The following is a 17,348-nucleotide window of genomic DNA, read 5'->3' on the forward strand; positions in this document are numbered from 1 at the left end:
CCGCGCATGCCATAGACTCTGTGCAGACCCCTCGCACGGCGTCACCCTGTGAACCTCCCCAGGGCCGGAAGGCAGCAAGGATAAGCAGGCTCTGGCGGGTGTGCGGGGGGTCCCTTGCTTAAAGCACCCTCGCGCTTCTGACGCTCTGCTTCTCGAGGGAGGGCGGACCCCCGATGAGTCTGGCTCTGTACCGCAAGTACCGGCCAGCGACGTTCGCCGAGCTGAAGGGGCAGGAGCACGTCGCCGAGCCCCTCCAGCAGGCGCTGCGCAACGGCCGGATCAACCACGCGTACCTGTTCAGCGGCCCGCGGGGCTGCGGCAAGACCTCCAGCGCCCGCATCCTGGCCCGCTCGCTGAACTGCGAGCAGGGGCCGACGCCCGACCCGTGCGGCAAGTGCGACTCGTGCGTCGCGCTCGGCCCGTCCGGGACCGGCCACATCGACGTGATCGAGATCGACGCGGCCTCGCACGGCGGCGTCGACGACGCCCGCGACCTGCGCGAACGTGCATTCTTCGCGCCCGTGTCGGCGCGCTTCAAGGTGTACATCATCGACGAGGCGCACATGGTCACCCGGGAGGGCTTCAACGCGCTGCTGAAGCTCGTCGAGGAACCGCCGCCGCACCTGAAGTTCGTGTTCGCGACCACCGAGCCCGAGAAGGTCATCGGGACGATCCGGTCCCGGACGCACCACTACCCGTTCCGGCTGATCCCGCCGGGCGTGCTGACGGAGCTCGTCGAGGAGATCCTGCAGTCGGAGGACGTGCCGTACGAGGCGTCCGCGCTGCCGCTGGCGGTGCGGGCGGGCGCCGGGTCCGCGCGCGACACGCTGTCGATCCTCGACCAGCTGCTGGCGGGGTCGGACGAGCAGGGCATCACCTACGCGCGGGCCGTCTCGCTGCTCGGCTACACCGACTCGACGCTGCTGGACGAGGTCATCGCCGCGTTCGCCGCCCGCGACGGCGCCGCGGTGTTCGCCGCCGTCGACCGGGTGATCGAGAGCGGTCAGGAGCCCCGCCGGTTCACCGCCGACCTGTTGGAGCGCATCCGCGACCTGGTCATCCTGTCGAACGTCCCGGAGGCGGGCGGCTCGGGGCTGCTGAACGTCCCGCCGGACGAGCTGGAGCAGATGCGGCGCCAGGCGTCCTCGATGGGCCCGGGGGAGCTGACCCGGGCGGCTGACCTGCTGCACACCGGGCTCACGGAGATGCGCGGCGCGACGTCGCCGCGGCTGCTGCTGGAGCTGATCTGCGCCCGGATCCTGCTGCCGGCCGCCTACGAGGACGAGGCGTCGATGTTCGCCCGCCTCGACCGTCTCGAACGCCAGGCCGCCCAGGGAGGTCTCCCGGCCGGGCCGCCCGCCGGTGACGGGATGGCTCAAGCGTTCACGCCACCGGCCCCAGCGCCAGCCCCGGCCCCGGCCCCGGCTCCTGCGCCGGCCCCGGCCCCGGCACCGAGCCCGGCTCCGGCTGAGCCTTCTCCGCGACCTGCGGAGCAGGCGGCCCGCCCGGCGGAACGGCCCGCCGCTCCGCCGGCCCCCGAGCGTCCGGCCCCGGTCGCGACACGGCCGAGCCCTCCGCCGCCCCAGGAGAAGGCCCCCGAACCCGCGGCGTCGCCGGGCGGCGGGGTGGACGTGTCGGCGGTGCAGCGGTACTGGCCGGACATCATCGAGGCCGTCAAGCAGAAGAGCCGCGCGACCTGGATGGTCATCATGTCCGGGGTGCGGCCGGCGTCGCTGGAGGGACGCGTCCTCACGCTCGCGTTCGAGGCGGAGGGCAACCGCCTCGGGTTCGTCAACGGCAATCGCGACGTGATCCTCAGCGAGGTGCTCCGGGAGCGGATGGGCGTCGACTGGCGGATCGAGACCGTGTCCGGCGGTGCGGGCGGCGGCGGACGGGGCCAGGGCGGCCCCGGGCCGGGCCCGGCCCCGGGCGGCGGACGGTCCAATGCCGGCGGCGGGTTCGGCGGTGGTGCTCCTTCCGGCGGCTTCGGGTCGTCCGGCACGAGCGGTTCGTCCCCGGCCCCCGGGTTCGGCTCGTCCGGGGGGAACGGCGGCGGACCAGGTCAGAGCGCACCGGCGGACCGGGCGGCACCGCAGCGCGGCGCGTCCTCGAACCCCGTTCCCCGCCCCGCGTCCGGCGGGGACGCGCCCCGCGGGGCCGCGTTCGGCGGTGGGGCGGGTGACCCGGGGCCGATGCCGCCCCCGCCCGACGAACCGCCGCCGCCTCCCGAGCCGTCCCCGATGGACGAGAGCGACGAGGTGGACCCGGAGGGGGACGCCGACGCCGACGGCATCGAGGCGGAGATGAGCGGGATGGCGCTGATCCAGCGGGAACTGGGCGGTCAGGTCATCCGCGAGATAGACAACTCCTGAGGCCGGTCAGTTCGGAACGCTCCCGATCAGGTCGCGGGCGCCCTTGCGCAGGAGATCGCCGGCCACGCGAGCGCCGAGATCCTCGCCCTGCTCCACCGGGGACCGCTCCTCTGAGTGGACGAACCGCGAGCCGTCCTGGGTGAACACCATTCCGCGCAGGCTCAGTCGCCCGTCCCGCTCGATCCGGGCGTGCCCGGCGATCGGACTGTTGCAGTGTCCCTGGAGGCCGTGCAGCATCGCGCGTTCGGCGCTGACGCACCGCCGGGTCTCCTGGTGATCCAGTAGCCGCACCAGTTCCACGGCATCGGAGTCGGCGCGGCAGTCCACCGCCAGCACTCCCGACCCGACGGCGGGAAGGATGTCGAGGGCCTCGCCCGGCCGCTCGATCCCCAGCCGCGTCAGGCCCGCCCGCGCCAGCACGATGGCGTCGAACTCTTCGCCCGCGTCCAGCCGTCCCAGCCGCGAGTTCACGTTCCCGCGCAGGTACTCGATCCGCAGATCGGGCCGGATCCGTCCGAGCTGGGCGCGCCGCCGCACCGCCGACGTCCCCACGCGCGCCCCCGGGGCGAGATCGGCCAGGCACTGGACCTTGCCCGCCGCCGGGAACAGCATCACGTCGGCGACGTCGTCACGCGCGACGTACGCGGCGAACACCAGCCCGTCCGGCCGGGGGACGTCGCCGGGCACGTCCTTGAGGCAATGCACCGCGATATCGACCCGGCCGGCCAGCAGCGCCCGGTCGATCTCCCGCATGAACGCGCCCTTGCCGCCCAACTCGCCTAGGTGTCCCTTATGTCGGTCCCCGCCGGTCTGGATGCCGACCACCTCCACGGTCACGTCCGCCAGTTCCTGCAACCGGGCCGCCACACCGCGAGCCTGCACCATCGCCAGCGGCGAAGTCCGCGTGCCCAACCGCAGCACCCCACCCACACCCGAGCCGCCAGGCACACCATCGCCAGTCACGTTCGCCCCTTCCGCAGCGCCGCCTGAGCCCCCGGAACGTGCCGGGATACATCCGCTGTTCGAGTATCGCGTCCACCCGCTCGGCCGCCGCCACCGCGTCCCGGCAGGGAGCAGTGAACGCGCACGGCCTGCGGACGCGTCCGCCACCACGACGCCCACCGCTCCAGCCGCCCGGCGGCTGTTGGGTGGAGTGGGGACATGGGGTGGGCCGCACTTACGGGATCTCGGTGGGACCCCGTAGTCTCGGGGGACGGACGTCCGGTGGTCGGCGCGGTCGCGAGAGAGCAGGCCCTCCGCGGGGCCGAGAAGAGGGGTGCACCGTGGAACCCGGTGGTCAGTTGAACATGCAGGAGCTGCTGCAGCAGGCGCAGGCCATGCAGGAGCAGCTGTTCGCCGCGCAGCGCGAGCTGGCGGAGGCGGAGGTGAAAGGCACCGCCGGCGGCGGGCTCGTCACCGCGACGGTCAACGGCCAGGGCGAGGTCACGGGGCTGGCGATCGACCCGAAGGCGATCGACGCCGACGACCCGGCCGACACCGCCGAGACCATCGCCGACCTGGTGCTCGCCGCGATCCGCGACGCGGCCCGGGAGGCGGCCGAGCTGCAGCAGGAGAAGATGGGACCGCTCGCCGCGGGCCTCGGCGGCGGAGGCGGCATTCCCGGTCTCGGCGGCGGTGGCGCTTCGGGCGAGGGCATTCCCGGCGGCTTCCCCGGCCTCGGCGGCTGACCGGCGAACGACCGTCAAGACGAAAGGAGTGGTCCGTTGTACGAAGGGGTGGTCCAGAACCTCATCGACGAGCTGGGCAGGCTGCCCGGCGTCGGCCCCAAGAGCGCGCAGCGGATCGCCTTCCACCTCCTCGCCGCCGATCCGGCCGACGTCGAGCGCCTCGGCAAGGCGCTCAAGGAGGTCAAGGACAAGGTCCGCTTCTGCCGGACGTGCGGGAACGTCGCGGAAGAGGAGGAGTGCCGGATCTGCCGCGACGCGCGCCGCGACCCGTCGGTCATCTGCGTGGTCGAGGAGTCCAAGGACGTCGTCGCGATCGAGAAGACCCGCGAGTTCCGCGGCCGCTACCACGTGCTCGGCGGCGCGATCAGCCCGATCGAGGGCGTCGGCCCCGACGACCTGCGGATCCGCGAGCTGATGCAGCGGCTCGCGGACGGCACGATCACGGAGCTGATCCTCGCGACCGACCCGAACCTGGAGGGCGAGGCGACCGCGACCTACCTCGCCCGCCTGGTCAAGCCCATGGGCCTCACCGTCACCCGGCTCGCCAGCGGCCTGCCGGTCGGCGGTGACCTGGAGTACGCCGACGAGGTGACCCTGGGACGCGCATTCGAAGGACGGAGGCTGCTCGATGTCTGACGCCAACAGCCCGCAGGACTGGAACGCGCTCGCCGAACGGGTCGCGTGCCATGTCGACAACTACCTGAACGGCCTGGAGGCCGTGGCACGCGGCGACGGCGGGGCTCACACGATCCCGCTGCTGCTGCTGGAGGTCTCGCAGGTCATCCTGGCGGGCGCGCAGCTCGGCGCCAGCGCCGACGTGATCCTGCCGGACAACTGGGAGCCGGAGATCGGCGACGACCCCGATCTCGACGCGGTCCGCACGGGCCTTTCCGAGCGGCTCGGCGACCTGGACGAGTACGTCGAGGTGTTCGACCCGTACAAGGACACCGAGCCCACGGCCTACCGCCTGTCGGACGACCTGGTCGACGTCGCCAGCGACCTCGTCCACGGGCTGCGCCACTACAACCAGGACCGTCCTCTCGAGGCGCTGTGGTGGTGGCAGTACTCCTACTTCAACCACTGGGGCAACCATGCGGGCGCGTCGCTGCGCGCCCTGCACGCCTACGTCGCCAACGACCGCCTGGCCGTGGCGCAGGAGGCGGCGGTCGCCCAGTAGCGGTTACCGCCGTCCGCCGAACTCCCAGGGATGGACGTCAATGGCGGCGTACCGGTCCGGGGTCAGGACGGCGCGTGCCGCGTCCGGGTCCGGCGCCTGGATGAGGGCGGCCGTGCCCAGCCAGGCGGTGCCGTCGTCGGACAGCAGCGGCCCGTAGGCGATGAGCGTGTCGATGGCGGTCGGTGCCGTCAGGTCGGCGGCCTCTCCGGTGCCGAGGCCGAGGACCAGGTACCGGTCGCCGCCGGTGCGGCCGCCGGGGAAGTCCCACATGGTGCGTCCCAGCGTGTTGCGCCAGCGGCGCAGCAGCACGTCCCGGTACACGCCGGCCTGGTAGTTGGGCTCGTCGAAGGCGAACGCGCGGGCGGCGGTGGGGTCGGGCAGGTCGACGATGTGCAGGCTGCCGGTGGGGGTCTCGCCGTCGCCGGCGAAGGTCGGGCCGCGGGCGATCATCCGCGCCGCGAACCGGTCCATGTACGACCAGTGCGCCTCCCCCAGCTGCTCGCGCAGCGGCAGGGAGCCGGGCCGGTCGCGGTGGTAGCACAGGAACTCCATGCCGCCAGTCTGCCCGCCCATGATCGGCGCCCTGCCCCGCGGCGGCGCCGGGCCGGAGGCGTCGGAACGGGCGGCGGGTGTCGCAGGGCTGCCCTACGGTGGGGCGGTATGGATGATCTTCCCGGTTCGGACGAGGACGCCCTGGTTCTTCCGGACGCGTGGCGGCGCCGGATGTTCCCGCGGCGCGGCGGGCGGCCGGGTCCGGCGATCAAGGTCGACCGGGGCGCCGCCGAGGACGTGCGGGAGCGGGTCCGGGCGCTGGAGGCGAAGCAGCCGCTCGGTGAGCGGGACGATGTGGACCCGGAACTGGCCGCCGCGGCGAAGGAGCACCTGGCCGGCGCCGTGAGCCCGCTGGGGGCGGCCGTGGTCGCCGCGTTGCTGATCGAGGACGCGCGGTGGGAGCACACCGTCGAGAAGCTCGCGGCGCCGCTGGCGGACGTGTGGGCGACCGAGCACGGGCTGCCGTTCGCGGCGTGCGCGTTCGCCGAGCTGAGCGGGATCGGCTGGGGTTTCCCCGGCGTCCGGGTCGCGGAGGCGAAGGCGGGGCGGCCCGGCAGGTCGGTCGCGGCGACGCCGGCGTGGAGGATCGGTGCGCGGCTGCGGGGGCTGCTGGCCGTCGCCGGCGAGGCCGAGTACGCGGAGGCGGTGGACGGTCTCGCGCGGTGCCGGCGTACGGCGACGCAGCGGGCGGCGGTGTCGTTCCTGGTGCCGTCGCGGCTCGACTGGGTGGACGAGTGCTGCGCCGCGCCGCCCGATCTGCACCACGAGGGAGTCTTCCTGTGGATGCTGCACTGCGCGTTGGGGTCGGCGAGCCATGCGGAGACGCTCGGCACGTACGGGCTCGCCTTCCCGTTCATGTGGAACCGGTCGTGCCTGGTGACGATGCTGGACGGGGTGGGTGCGGCGACCGTGCCGCTGTTCGCCGAGGCGTTCGACGCGAACGAGTGGGACACCGACCTCCGGAAGCTGATCCTGGAGATGCTCGCGATCGTGCCGGGCGACGAGGCGTTCCAGTCGCTGGTCGACCGCGCGGACCAGAAGCATGTGCGGCCCGCGCTGCTCGCGGCGATGAAGCGGTTCCCCGCGCGGGCGCTGCGGCTGCTGGAGCCGGCCGCCGCGGACGCCCCGCATCTCGCCGACCTGCTGGCGGGCCACGTGCGGTCCCATCCCGAACTGGCGGCGGCGGCCGGTGTGGCGGTGGCGGACGACGGACGGCTGCCGGACGCTCCGGTGGACGCGCTGCCGGGCCCGCTGGCCGATCCGCCGTGGCTGCGGGACGTCAAGGCGGCGAAGTCCGTCGTCGTCGAGGGCCTCGTGCCGCCCGCCGACACCGCGATGCGGTGGGAGCCGGGCGAGCAGGAGGAGTGGGCGAGGACCGACGAGCGGCACCGCGTCCCGGCGGGTGACGACTGGGACGCGCTGGTCGAGGAGTTCCGCGGTGGCCGCGCTCACGGGTACGGGCTCGGTGTCCTCACGTACGGGCCGGTGGAGAAGGTCCGGCCGTGGCTGGCGGGCTGGAAGCCGCAGCTGTGGGAGGCCGAGATGTGGCTGCGGCAGGTCGTGGCCCGGTTCGGGGTGGACGCGCTGCCGGTCGCGCTGCGGGTGGCGGAGGAGGACCCGGCGGGGCTGGCCGACCGGGCGCTGCCGTTCCTGGACGCCGGAATGGCGCGGTTGATGGCCGCGTTCCTGGCCAGGCCGAAGCGGGGCCGCAAGACAGCGCTCGCCTGGTTCGGCCGGCACGGCGTGGACGCGGTGCCGCTGCTGGTCCCTGCCGCGTTGGGCAAGCCCGGCCCGGCGCGGCGAGAGGCCGAGAGCGCGCTGCGGCTGGTGGCGGAGAAGCACGGGGACGACGAGATCATCAAGGCGGCGGCGCGCGCGCACGGCGACGATGTGGCGGACGCCCTGCGACCGGCCGTCATGGTGGATCCGCTGGAACTCCTACCGAAACGCATTCCGGTGGTGGGCGAGTGGGCCGTCCCGGAGTCTCTGCCGCAGATCAGGCTCCGCGGACGCGATGACGCGCTGCCCGTCACGGCCGTCCGGCACGTGCTGACGATGCTGGCGATGTCCAGCAACGACGAGGTGTACGCGGGCGTCGGGATCGTCAAGGAGGCGTGCGATCCGGAGTCGCTGGCGGAGTTCGCGTGGGCGCTGTTCGAGCAGTGGCAGCGGGGCGAGGCACCGGCGAAGGACGGCTGGGCGCTGGCGCAACTGGGATGGTTCGGCGACGACGACACCGTCCGGAGGCTGACGCCGCTGATCCGCGCGTGGCCGGGGGACGGCGGCCACGCCAAGGCGGTCGCCGGCCTGGACGTCCTCGCGGCGATCGGCACGGACGTGGCGCTGATGCATCTGCACGGCATCGCGCAGAAGGTGAAGTTCAAGGGCCTCAGGGCGCGGGCGCAGGACAAGATCAAGGAGGTCGCGGACGGGCTGGGGCTGACGCCGGAGCAGCTGGGCGACCGGCTGGTCCCCGACTTCGGCCTGGACGCGGGCGGCGGGCTCGTCCTGGACTACGGGCCGCGCCGTTTCGTCGTCGGGTTCGACGAGCAGCTCAGGCCGCAGGTGTCCGACGAGGACGGCGCCCGCCGCAAGACCCTGCCCAAGCCGGGCGCCAAGGACGACCCCGACCTGGCGCCCGCCGCGTACCAGCGGTTCGCCGCGTTGAAGAAGGACGTGCGGACGGTCGCCGCCGACCAGATCCACCGCCTGGAGACGGCGATGGTGACGCGTCGCCGCTGGGCGGTCGCGGAGTTCCGCCGCCTGTTCGTGGAGCATCCGCTGATCTGGCACATCGCGCGGCGGCTTGTGTGGATCGCCGAGGACGGCGGGAAGGCGACGGCGTTCCGCGTGGCGGAGGACCGGACGTTCGCCGACGCCGGCGACGACGTGCTGACGCTGCCGGAGTCGGCGGGCGTCGGCATCCCGCACCCTCTGGAGCTGGGCGAGGCGCGCGGGGCGTGGTCGGAGCTGTTCGCCGACTACGCGGTCTTGCAGCCGTTCCCGCAGCTCGGGCGGGCGGTGCACACGCTGACCGAGGACGAGCGCGCCGCCCGCCGGCTGGAGAGGTGCGAGGGCACCGTCGTCGCGCCCACCGCCGTACTGGGCCTGGAGCGGCGCGGCTGGCGGCGCGGCGGCCCCATGGACGCCGGCATCCAGCACAGCATGTACCGCGCGGTGCCCGGCGGCCTGTACGTCAACGTCCACCTGGATCCGGGGCTCAGCATCGACCCGAACCTGGCCGATGGTCAGCGGCTGGAGGTCATCTGGCTCGACGAGCGCCCCGAGACCGGCGACCGGGCGAGCCGCGAGGGGCGGCGGCCGTTCGGCGACCTGCACCCGGTCACCGTCTCGGAGGTGCTGGCCGAGCTGGCGGACGCCGCGTCCTGAGGTCATATCGATGTTCTGCGAAACGTCGCGGTAGACTCGGTCCGGAGAGCCATGATGACGACGAAGAACGCGGACCCCTCGGAAGACGTCGCAGCCGAGCTGCTGGACGTCATGAAGGCGCTGGCCAACCCGGTGCGCCTCCAGCTGCTGCGGTGGCTGCGGGAACCGGAGCGCCATTTCCCGGTCGAGGAGGCGATCGCCGACCCGGTCGAGGTCGGGATCTGCGTCAGCCACATCCAGGCCAAGGTCGGGCTCGCGCAGTCGACGGTCTCGGCGTACATGGCCGCGCTGGAGCGCGCCGGGCTCGTCCGGTCCACCCGGGTCGGGAAGTGGACGCACTACAAGCGCGACGAGGAACGCATCGCCTGGTTCGTCGCCGCACTCGGCCGCTCGCTCTAGATCCCTCCGCCGGAAGGCCGCCGCGCCCGCTTGCATCTCATATCGAGATTCTGCGATACTTCGAATCATCGACATGAACGACCGACCGGGAGGACGGCATGGGCGCCATCGACGGAACGGACCTCGGACGCTTCGGGATCTGGACGTTCGACTTCGAGGAGCAGCCGGCGGCCGCGATCCGCGAGTCCGTCCAGGAGCTGGAGGAACTCGGCTGGCCGGCGATCTGGATCCCGGAACGGGACGGCCGCGAGGCCATGACCCACGCCGGTTTCCTGCTGGCGTCCACCGGGCGCATCAAGGTCGTCAACGGCATCGCGCGGATCCCGGCGCGGGGACCGCGCTGGACCCAGGGTGCGGCGGTGCTGCTGGCCGACGCCTACCCCGGCCGCCACGTGCTCGGCCTCGGCCTCGGCGGGGAGCCGCAGCAGCCCGGCACGTCGCCCCTGCGGGCGATGAACGGCTACCTCGACGAGATGGACGCGACGACCAACGCGAACCCCGCGCCGCGGACGCCGGTGCGCCGCATCGTGGCGGCGTACGGGCCGAAGATGCTGGCCGTGGGGCGCGACCGCGCCGCGGGCGCCCACACGTACCACGTGACGGTGCGGCACACGGCGCAGGCGCGGGAGGTGCTCGGCGACGGCCCGTTCCTGGGGGTGGAGCAGGCGGTCCTCTTCGAGAGCGACGCGGGCCGGGCCCGCGAGATCGCCCGCGAGCACCTGCACGGCTACTTCACGGAGAAGTACAACATCGCCAAGTTCCTCCGTCTCGGCTACACCGAGGCCGACATCGACAACGGCCGCGGCAGCGACCGCCTCGTCGACGACCTGGTGGTCTGGGGCGACCTGGACACCATCACCGCCAAGCTGCACGCCCACCTGCACGCCGGTGCCGACCATGTCGGCGTCCAGGTCATCGGCGGGGATCCCGGCCGGACGGCGATGCCGTACTGGCGCCGCCTGGCCGAGGCGCTGCTGCCCGAGACGGCCGCGGTCAGGACGTGAAGAACTCCAGCAGGTCGTCGTTCAGCCGGTCCTTGCGGCCGGCGAACAGCCCGTGCGCAGTTACCTGCTCGTAATCCATTGGCGCCCCCTCGGTAGACTCGACGGTCAGAACGCCTGACCCCGATCCGAGGAGCGCCCACCCGTGGCCCTTGTCGTGCAGAAGTACGGTGGCTCCTCCGTCGCAGACGCCGAGTGCGTCAAGCGGGTCGCCCAGCGCATCGTCGCGACGAAGAAGGCGGGGAACGACGTCGTCGTCGTGGTCTCCGCCATGGGCGACACGACGGATGACCTCATCGATATGGCCAAGCAGGTCAGCCCCCTGCCGCCGGCCCGTGAGCTGGACATGCTGCTCACCGCCGGCGAGCGGATGTCGATGGCGCTGCTGGCCATGGCCATCGCGAACCTGGGCCACGAGGCCCGCTCGTTCACCGGCTCCCAGGCGGGGGTCATCACCGACGGCACCCACGGGAAAGCGAAGATCATCGACGTGACGCCGGGGCGGATCCGCAGCGCGCTCGACGAGAACGCGGTCTGCATCGTGGCCGGCTTCCAGGGCGTCTCGCAGGGCACCAAGGACATCACCACGCTCGGCCGCGGCGGCTCCGACACCACGGCGGTGGCCCTCGCGGCGGCGCTGGACGCCGACGTCTGCGAGATCTACTCCGACGTCGACGGGGTCTTCACCGCCGACCCGCGCATCGTCCCGGCCGCCCGCAAGATCCCCAAGATCTCCTACGAGGAGATGCTGGAGATGGCGGCGACCGGTGCGAAGATCCTGCACCTGCGCTGCGTGGAGTACGCGCGCCGGTACAACATCCCGATCCACGTGCGGTCCTCGTTCTCCCAGAAGGAGGGGACGTGGGTCGTCGACAGCAGCGAGATCGAAGGACAGGACATGGAGCAGGCGATCATCTCCGGGGTCGCGCACGACCGGAGCGAAGCCAAGATCACCGTGGTCGGGGTGCCCGACAAGGTCGGTGAGGCGGCGACGATCTTCACGGTGCTGTCCGAGGCCGAGATCAACATCGACATGATCGTGCAGAACGTGTCGGCGGCGTCCACCGGGCGCACCGACATCTCCTTCACGCTGCCGGCCAGCGACGGGCAGTCCGCGCTGACCGCGCTGAACAAGCTGAAGGAGCGGATCGGGTTCGAGTCGCTGCGCTACGACGACCGGATCGGCAAGGTGTCGCTGATCGGCGCCGGGATGCGCTCGCACCCGGGCGTGACCGCGACGTTCTTCGCCGCGATCGCCGACGCCGGGGTGAACATCGAGATGATCTCCACCTCGGAGATCCGGATCTCCGTCGTGGTCGCCCAGGACGACGTGGACACCGCGGTCGCCGCCGCGCACCACGCCTTCGACCTCGACGTCGACCAGGTCGAGGCCGTCGTCTACGGCGGCACCGGCCGCTGACCCGGCCCTTCCCGACGCCCGGCCCTTCCCGACGCCCGGCCCTTCCCGACGCTGGCCGCGGGCCGCGGGCCGCGGGCCGCACGGACGTTCCGTGCGGCCCGCGCCGTCGTTTCCGCCCCGCCCGCCGCGCTTCTGAGGCGCGTGCCGCAGTCGCGCGCGCCGGGCCGTGGCACCCTCGTGCGGGAACCGGCCGCGCCCCGCGGAAGTTCACACGGAGCGGGGGCGCGCGCAGCGGACGACCCGACCGACGAGAGGGTGAGGGGCGACCATGGGCTCGACCGCCGGGCCGAGGACCGGACGCGACGGGCGGCGGGCGCCCACGCTGGCCGTGGCCGGCGCGACCGGAGCGGTCGGCGCCGTCCTGCTGGACCTGCTGTCGACCCGCCGCGACGTGTACGGGGAGATCCGGCTGGCCGCCACGCCCGGGTCGGCCGGACGGACGCTCCGGGTGCGCGGCGAGGAGACGGAGGTCGTCGCGCTCACCCCCGAGGTTTTCGACGGCGCCGACATCGCGGTGTTCGCGGTCCCGGCCCGCGCCGCCGCCGAATGGGCGCCGGTCGCCGTCGCGCGGGGCGCCGTCGCCGTGGACGCCTCCCCGGCGTTCCGGGCGCGGCGGGACGTCCCGCTGATCGTCCCGGAGGTGAACCCGGGCCTGGTCCGCGACCGCCCGCGCGGCGTCCTCGCGGGCCCCGGCTGCACCACGCTGGCGATGATCGTGGCGCTGGGCGCGCTGCACGAGCGGTACGGGCTGCGGGAGCTGGTCGTCGCGTCCTACCAGGCCGCGTCCGGCGCCGGCCGGGACGGCGTCGACACGCTGTACGCGCAGCTGGAGAAGGTCGGCGGCGACCGCGCGCTCGGCCACCGCGCCGGGGACGTGCGCGGCGTGGTCGGCGACCTCGGCCCGTTCCCCGCGCCGCTCGCGCTCAACGTCGTCCCGTGGACCAGCGGCCCCGGCGCGGACGGCTGGGGCTCCGAGGAGCTGCGCATCCGGGACGAGTGCCGCAAGGTCCTCGGCCTGCCGGAGCTGAAGGTGGCGGCGACCTGCGTGCGGGTCCCGGTCGTCACCGCGCACTCGGTGGCCGTGCACGCGGTGTTCGGCGAGCGCGTCGACCAGCGCGAGGCGCAGGGCGTGCTGGCCCGCTCGCCCGGCGTCGTGCTCTGCGACGACCCGGAGATGCTGGAGTTCCCGACCCCGTCCGACGCCGTCGGCACCGATCCGACCTGGGCGGGCCGGGTCCGCCGCTCCCTCGACGACCCGCGCGGGCTCGACCTGTTCCTGTGCGGCGACAACCTGCGCAAGGGCGCCGCGCTCAACACCGCCCAGATCGCCGAGCTCGTCGCCGCCGAACTCACCCCCTGACGGCGATCACGGCACCTGCAGGACGTCCGATCGGGGCCGTAGGGTGGCATGCGTGACCGAGACGAAGGCGGTGAAGTCCGAGCAGACGCGTGCCCTGATCGTCCAGACCGCGCTGCGGCTGTTCCGGGAGCGCGGCTACGAGGCGACGACGATGCGCGCGATCGCCAAGGAGGCCGGGGTCTCGGTCGGCAACGCCTACTACTACTACGGGTCCAAGGAAGAACTGATCCAGGCGTACTACGACGAGCTGCAGGACGAGCACCTCGCCGCCTGCCGCGCCGTCCTCGACGCCGAGACCGCGTTCGCGCCCCGCCTCCTCGGCGTGCTGAAGGCCCGCGTCGACACGATGGTCCCCTACCACGAGTTCGCCGGGAAGTTCTTCAAGTTCGCCGCCGAGCCCACCAGCCCGCTCAACCCGTTCAGCGCCGAGTCCGGCCCCGCCCGCGACTCCGCGGTCGCGATCTACCGCGAGGTCGTCGAGGGCTCCGACCTGAAGATCGACAAGGAGTTCCGCAAGGAGCTGCCCGAGCTGCTGTGGATCTACTCGATGGGCATCGTGCTGTACTGGGTGCACGACAGCTCCCCCGGCTGCCGCAAGACGTACCTCCTCGTCGAGCGGACCGTCCCGCTGGTCAACCGGATGGTCTCCATGTCCCGCCTGCCCGGCTTCAAGTCGGTCACCCGTGAGCTCGTCGGCATCATCCGCGAGGTCCGCGCCTAAGGCCTGTTCGACAAGTCCTGTGGTGGGGGTCTGTTGAACAGCCGGGTTCGTGGTCGGTGTCTGTCCGGCGTGACCGTGGTCCCGGCCGTGGTGGGCGGGCATGGTTCATCCGGGGTCGACACCGTACTGATCCGGTTTCGCCGAGCAGAGGCCACCTGCCTGCGTTCCCGCGGCCGCGGACTGCGGCGACGGCGCCGGGTGTGGTGGATGGCTGCCGCGTTCCCGGTCCCTGCGCCGGACGCACCGGTAGTAGGGATGAGCGCGGTTGACTCGGACAGGGCTCCAGGCAGCCCCGGCCCGGCCGTGCACAGCACACGGCGGGACAGCGTGTAGTCCACCCGGGCGGTGGACGGGTCATCAGGATCTTGAAAATGGACGAATGCGGCGAGCGCTGCGGCGATGAGGTCTCGATCGCCGGTCAGCCCGCATCCGCCGTCCTCGGTCCGGCAGCGGTGGGTGCGCATGCCCAGGTGTTTGGGGACGCGTCGCCCGCAGGGGCAGTGTTGGGACAGTGCGGTGGTGCGGGTGGACGCGCGTACCAGCCGTCCGCCGGCTGCGCGGCACTCGTGTTCGAGGGCGGTGATGAGCATGCCGGGGGTGAAGCGGGCGCACGCCCGTCCCCACAACCGGAACCACCCGCTGATGTCGCAGTCTTCGATCACCAGGCTCGGGCCGTGTACCGCCACGATGCCGCCTGCGGAATGCCGCGCCCGGGTCTTTCGGGACTGAGCGGCGCGTTGGTCGGCGACCGCCTGCCGGACGCGCAGTCGCAAGTAGGTCTTCGACACGGTGTCGCGGCGATAGGAGCGGCGGGGTTTGCCGTCGGCACGGAGCAGGCGCGGCCCGCCCGGCACCGGCACCTGCCGGGGTGGGAGCCCGGTGGCCTGGCGGCGGCGCTGGCGTTTGCGTTGGCGTTTGCTGAGCCCGTACTGGGCGGCGTTGGACGCGCGGCGCGATCTTTCAAGCGCCCGCTGCCGCCCCCGCCGCTTGCGCTCCCGCCGGGCGATACGGGTCTGCTCGGCGTCGGACATGGTGACCTTTGACGAGATCACCGCTGCATCCGGCGACGCCTCGGTCGTCCGTGTTGGCGCAGCGGCGGCCCGTTCGGGCCTGGCCGGCTCCCCGGGTATCGGGTCCGCAGGCGCCTGCCCGGCCGGGACCGACACCACCGCCAGGTTGGAGACATTGCCGTCCACCCCACCCCGGCGACCGGTCGGTGCGGTGGCCCGCCGTGCGGCCGTCGAGGCAGGGACAAAGGCGGGCTTGAGGACCATGAGGTGGGCCTCGTAGGCCCAGCCGCCGGGTTCGGCCGGGTCACGGCGGCGTACCAGGTCCACCTTGTGCCACGCCTGCGGATCAGCCAGTGTGTGGAGCAGATGTGGCCACTGGCCCGCCCCTTGAGGGAGCCGAACCGGCACCACAAGATCCCCGCGACGCCCGTCCGGACCACCCCCGTACACCACCGTCAACGCCCCGTCATACTCCCACCACACGCCTTTCCCCCGACCTCGGCTACGGGGTGGAGGCGGCACCGGCATTGTGCGCGGCTGAGCCAGCACACCCGTCCCCGGCGCCGACTCGGCCGCCTGCCGCGGCGAGACGCCGTCGGGCAAGCCGGGGGCGGCGTGACCGGCCAGGTGACCGGACAGGGTGCCGTGCAGCCGGAACGTCTCCCATTTGCGGGCCGTGGTGTGCGAGCGGGCCCGCCCGGGGATGCGGGTGAACTCCCACCACGACCCGACCTTGGGCACGCCGTGTCGGCGGCCGGACGCGTCGGGGAACAGGTGTCGCTCCACACCGGTCCACACCTCGTCGGCCAGATGCATGGCCACGGCCTTCGACAGGTGATGCTTGAGATGACGTGAGGCGTCCAGATGCCGGTAGGCAGCGCGCTCCAGCGCATCCCGCGACAACCCGAGCCGTGTCCGCCACAGCTTGGCTCTGCCGGGGTTCCGGCGGCGACGGTGCGCGGCCTCATAGGCCAAGGCGCGCGAGCGAGCATCGTGCTTAAGCGCTTTCTTCAGCTTCCAAGCCGCTCCGAACAATCCCTCCAGCCGGTGCCGGGCCGCCGGGTCCGGCGTCAGCCGCAACCGCACCACCGTCACCGGACCGTCCGCTGGGCGCTTCCACGCCGGACCCTTGTTCTTCCCGCGAAACCGCCGCGCACCGGCAGTAACTGTCGTCTCGTCCGCAGCTTCCGCAATGTTCCGCATGGCGGTGGGGGCGCCGCCGGCGGTATAAAGAGATGCGGACTGTGGCATGGTGGATACATTACGTCACCATAATCGAACACGCAATCGACAACCTGGCAGTGCCGCCGACTCTGTTCTCTCCGCTCTCTCCGCGCCTAGCGGAAGGTGATGTCCCAGTGGTCCTTCTCGCGGGCGAACACGGTGCCGTCCGGTGACCGGTACAGCCGCGCCCCGTCGCCCCGCACCCCCTGGTACGGGTAGCGCCTGATCGCCGTGTCCACGCAGCGGCTCGTCGCGATGTCGAGCTTGTAGCCGGTGCCGTGGCTGCGGGGGCCGCCCGAGTGCCCGCGCTCCGTCCCGCCCGTCACCGTGATCGGGCAGCCGCTCTCGGCCCGGAAGTCGAGCAGTCCCTTCAACGTCCCCCAGCGCAGGCCGTCGAAGGACGTGCAGGTCGTCCGCGTGCGGTCCGAGCAGTGCCCGGTCGACCGCCACCTGATCCCGCCGGCCTCAAGCAGGAGGGCGGCGGTCTCCTGCTGCAGCCGCACCGATTTCGGCAGTTCCGGCAGCACCGCGCCCGTGAGGACCCCGGCGACCGCGCCGGTCGTCGGAAGACGTGCGCCCGCTTCGCCGCCCGTGGCCGCGGGTGCGGTCGGATGCGCGCCGAGCGAGATCGGGTTCTCGGAGGTGGTGGACGTGGGCGGGGTCGGCGCCGGTGTGGAGTGAGGTGCGGCGGCCGGCGCGGGTGTGATGTGGTCGGACGATGCCGCCGCCGGGTCGTCCGGCGGGCGTCCCGGGGTGGGCGTGGCGGCGGGCAGGAGGGCGTCCGCGGCGGACGGTGCGAGGCCCGCCAGCGTTCCCGGCACGTTCACGCCGAGAGGGGAGAGCGGATGCGGGCCCGTCCCTGGACGCGGGTCCTCGGCCGCGCGGGCCGGGGGCGGGGCGGTCGCGACGAGCGCGGCGGCGGTCGCGAGCAGCGTGGTCAGCGCGGCGGACGCGGGTTTTCGGCGCGCGCGCGGGCAAGGCGGCGTAGGCGCGGATGCGGGCGTGGACGTGCGGACGGTGTGCGGCCGGTTCAT

Annotated in this window: 14 protein-coding genes and 1 other RNA gene; 11 read left to right on the plus strand and 4 right to left on the minus strand. The window is 73.0% G+C overall.

All coding sequences use genetic code 11. The features are described 5' to 3' along the window. Positions 1-22 precede the first annotated feature (22 nt). Both ffs and ABD296_RS07110 read left to right on the plus strand, forming a co-directional pair. Positions 23-118, plus strand: an RNA gene (gene ffs, locus ABD296_RS07105) — signal recognition particle sRNA small type. A gap of 55 nt (positions 119-173) precedes the next feature. Further along, a complete protein-coding gene (locus tag ABD296_RS07110) occupies positions 174-2,372 on the plus strand; it encodes a DNA polymerase III subunit gamma and tau (protein ID WP_344262769.1) in 2,199 nt (732 codons plus the stop codon). A 6-nt stretch (positions 2,373-2,378) separates the two neighbouring features. Here the strand turns inward: ABD296_RS07110 and hemC are convergent, their stop codons facing one another. Next, positions 2,379-3,284, minus strand: a complete 906-nt coding sequence (gene hemC / locus ABD296_RS07115) for a hydroxymethylbilane synthase (RefSeq protein ID WP_344262771.1) — start codon at positions 3,282-3,284, stop codon at positions 2,379-2,381. 395 nt (positions 3,285-3,679) lie between these two features. Here hemC and ABD296_RS07120 point away from each other — a divergent pair, with 395 nt between their 5' ends. The 3 genes from ABD296_RS07120 to ABD296_RS07130 are packed head-to-tail and all read left to right on the plus strand — an operon-like array spanning position 3,680 to position 5,237. Beyond that, positions 3,680-4,060, plus strand: coding sequence for a YbaB/EbfC family nucleoid-associated protein (locus ABD296_RS07120; RefSeq protein WP_407061448.1), 381 nt, complete (start codon positions 3,680-3,682; stop codon positions 4,058-4,060). A 36-nt stretch (positions 4,061-4,096) separates the two neighbouring features. Next, positions 4,097-4,696, plus strand: a complete 600-nt coding sequence (recR, locus tag ABD296_RS07125) for a recombination mediator RecR (protein ID WP_344262773.1) — start codon at positions 4,097-4,099, stop codon at positions 4,694-4,696. Next, complete coding sequence (locus ABD296_RS07130; RefSeq protein ID WP_344262774.1) at positions 4,689-5,237, plus strand: DUF5063 domain-containing protein; 549 nt, start codon at positions 4,689-4,691, stop codon at positions 5,235-5,237. The genes recR and ABD296_RS07130 overlap by 8 nt, the downstream gene beginning before the upstream one ends. 3 nt (positions 5,238-5,240) lie before the next feature. Here ABD296_RS07130 and ABD296_RS07135 read toward each other — a convergent pair whose 3' ends face one another. Then, positions 5,241-5,810: a YciI family protein gene (locus ABD296_RS07135; RefSeq protein ID WP_344262776.1), complete on the minus strand. Its 570-nt coding sequence runs from the start codon at positions 5,808-5,810 to the stop codon at positions 5,241-5,243. Positions 5,811-5,897: 87 nt separating this feature from the next. On the opposite strand from ABD296_RS07135, the gene ABD296_RS07140 reads away from it, so the two are divergent. From ABD296_RS07140 to ABD296_RS07165, 6 genes are all read left to right on the plus strand, one after another. After that, a complete protein-coding gene (locus tag ABD296_RS07140; protein ID WP_344262777.1) occupies positions 5,898-9,179 on the plus strand; it encodes a DUF4132 domain-containing protein in 3,282 nt (1,093 codons plus the stop codon). Between the two features lie 51 nt (positions 9,180-9,230). Beyond that, the gene (locus ABD296_RS07145; RefSeq protein WP_344262778.1) at positions 9,231-9,578 is read left to right on the plus strand and encodes an ArsR/SmtB family transcription factor; all 348 of its coding nucleotides are present in this window, start codon (positions 9,231-9,233) and stop codon (positions 9,576-9,578) included. Positions 9,579-9,676: 98 nt separating this feature from the next. Next, positions 9,677-10,582 carry a TIGR03620 family F420-dependent LLM class oxidoreductase gene (locus tag ABD296_RS07150; RefSeq protein ID WP_344262780.1) on the plus strand — a complete coding sequence of 302 codons (906 nt, stop codon included), beginning with the start codon at positions 9,677-9,679 and terminating at the stop codon, positions 10,580-10,582. Between the two features lie 142 nt (positions 10,583-10,724). Continuing rightward, complete coding sequence (locus ABD296_RS07155) at positions 10,725-11,999, plus strand: aspartate kinase (RefSeq protein WP_344262782.1); 1,275 nt, start codon at positions 10,725-10,727, stop codon at positions 11,997-11,999. A 268-nt stretch (positions 12,000-12,267) separates the two neighbouring features. Next, positions 12,268-13,359, plus strand: a complete 1,092-nt coding sequence (locus ABD296_RS07160; RefSeq protein ID WP_344262784.1) for an aspartate-semialdehyde dehydrogenase — start codon at positions 12,268-12,270, stop codon at positions 13,357-13,359. Positions 13,360-13,411: 52 nt separating this feature from the next. After that, complete coding sequence (locus ABD296_RS07165) at positions 13,412-14,080, plus strand: TetR/AcrR family transcriptional regulator (RefSeq protein ID WP_344262786.1); 669 nt, start codon at positions 13,412-13,414, stop codon at positions 14,078-14,080. Here the strand turns inward: ABD296_RS07165 and ABD296_RS07170 are convergent. Together ABD296_RS07170 and ABD296_RS07175 are read right to left on the minus strand one after the other, a co-directional pair. Beyond that, complete coding sequence (locus ABD296_RS07170; protein WP_344262788.1) at positions 14,077-16,341, minus strand: zinc ribbon domain-containing protein; 2,265 nt, start codon at positions 16,339-16,341, stop codon at positions 14,077-14,079. The genes ABD296_RS07165 and ABD296_RS07170 overlap by 4 nt on opposite strands. A gap of 86 nt (positions 16,342-16,427) precedes the next feature. Continuing rightward, complete coding sequence (locus ABD296_RS07175; protein WP_344262791.1) at positions 16,428-17,348, minus strand: hypothetical protein; 921 nt, start codon at positions 17,346-17,348, stop codon at positions 16,428-16,430.

Source organism: Actinomadura napierensis (assembly GCF_039529375.1).
GTDB classification, from domain to species: Bacteria; Actinomycetota; Actinomycetes; order Streptosporangiales; family Streptosporangiaceae; genus Spirillospora; species Spirillospora napierensis.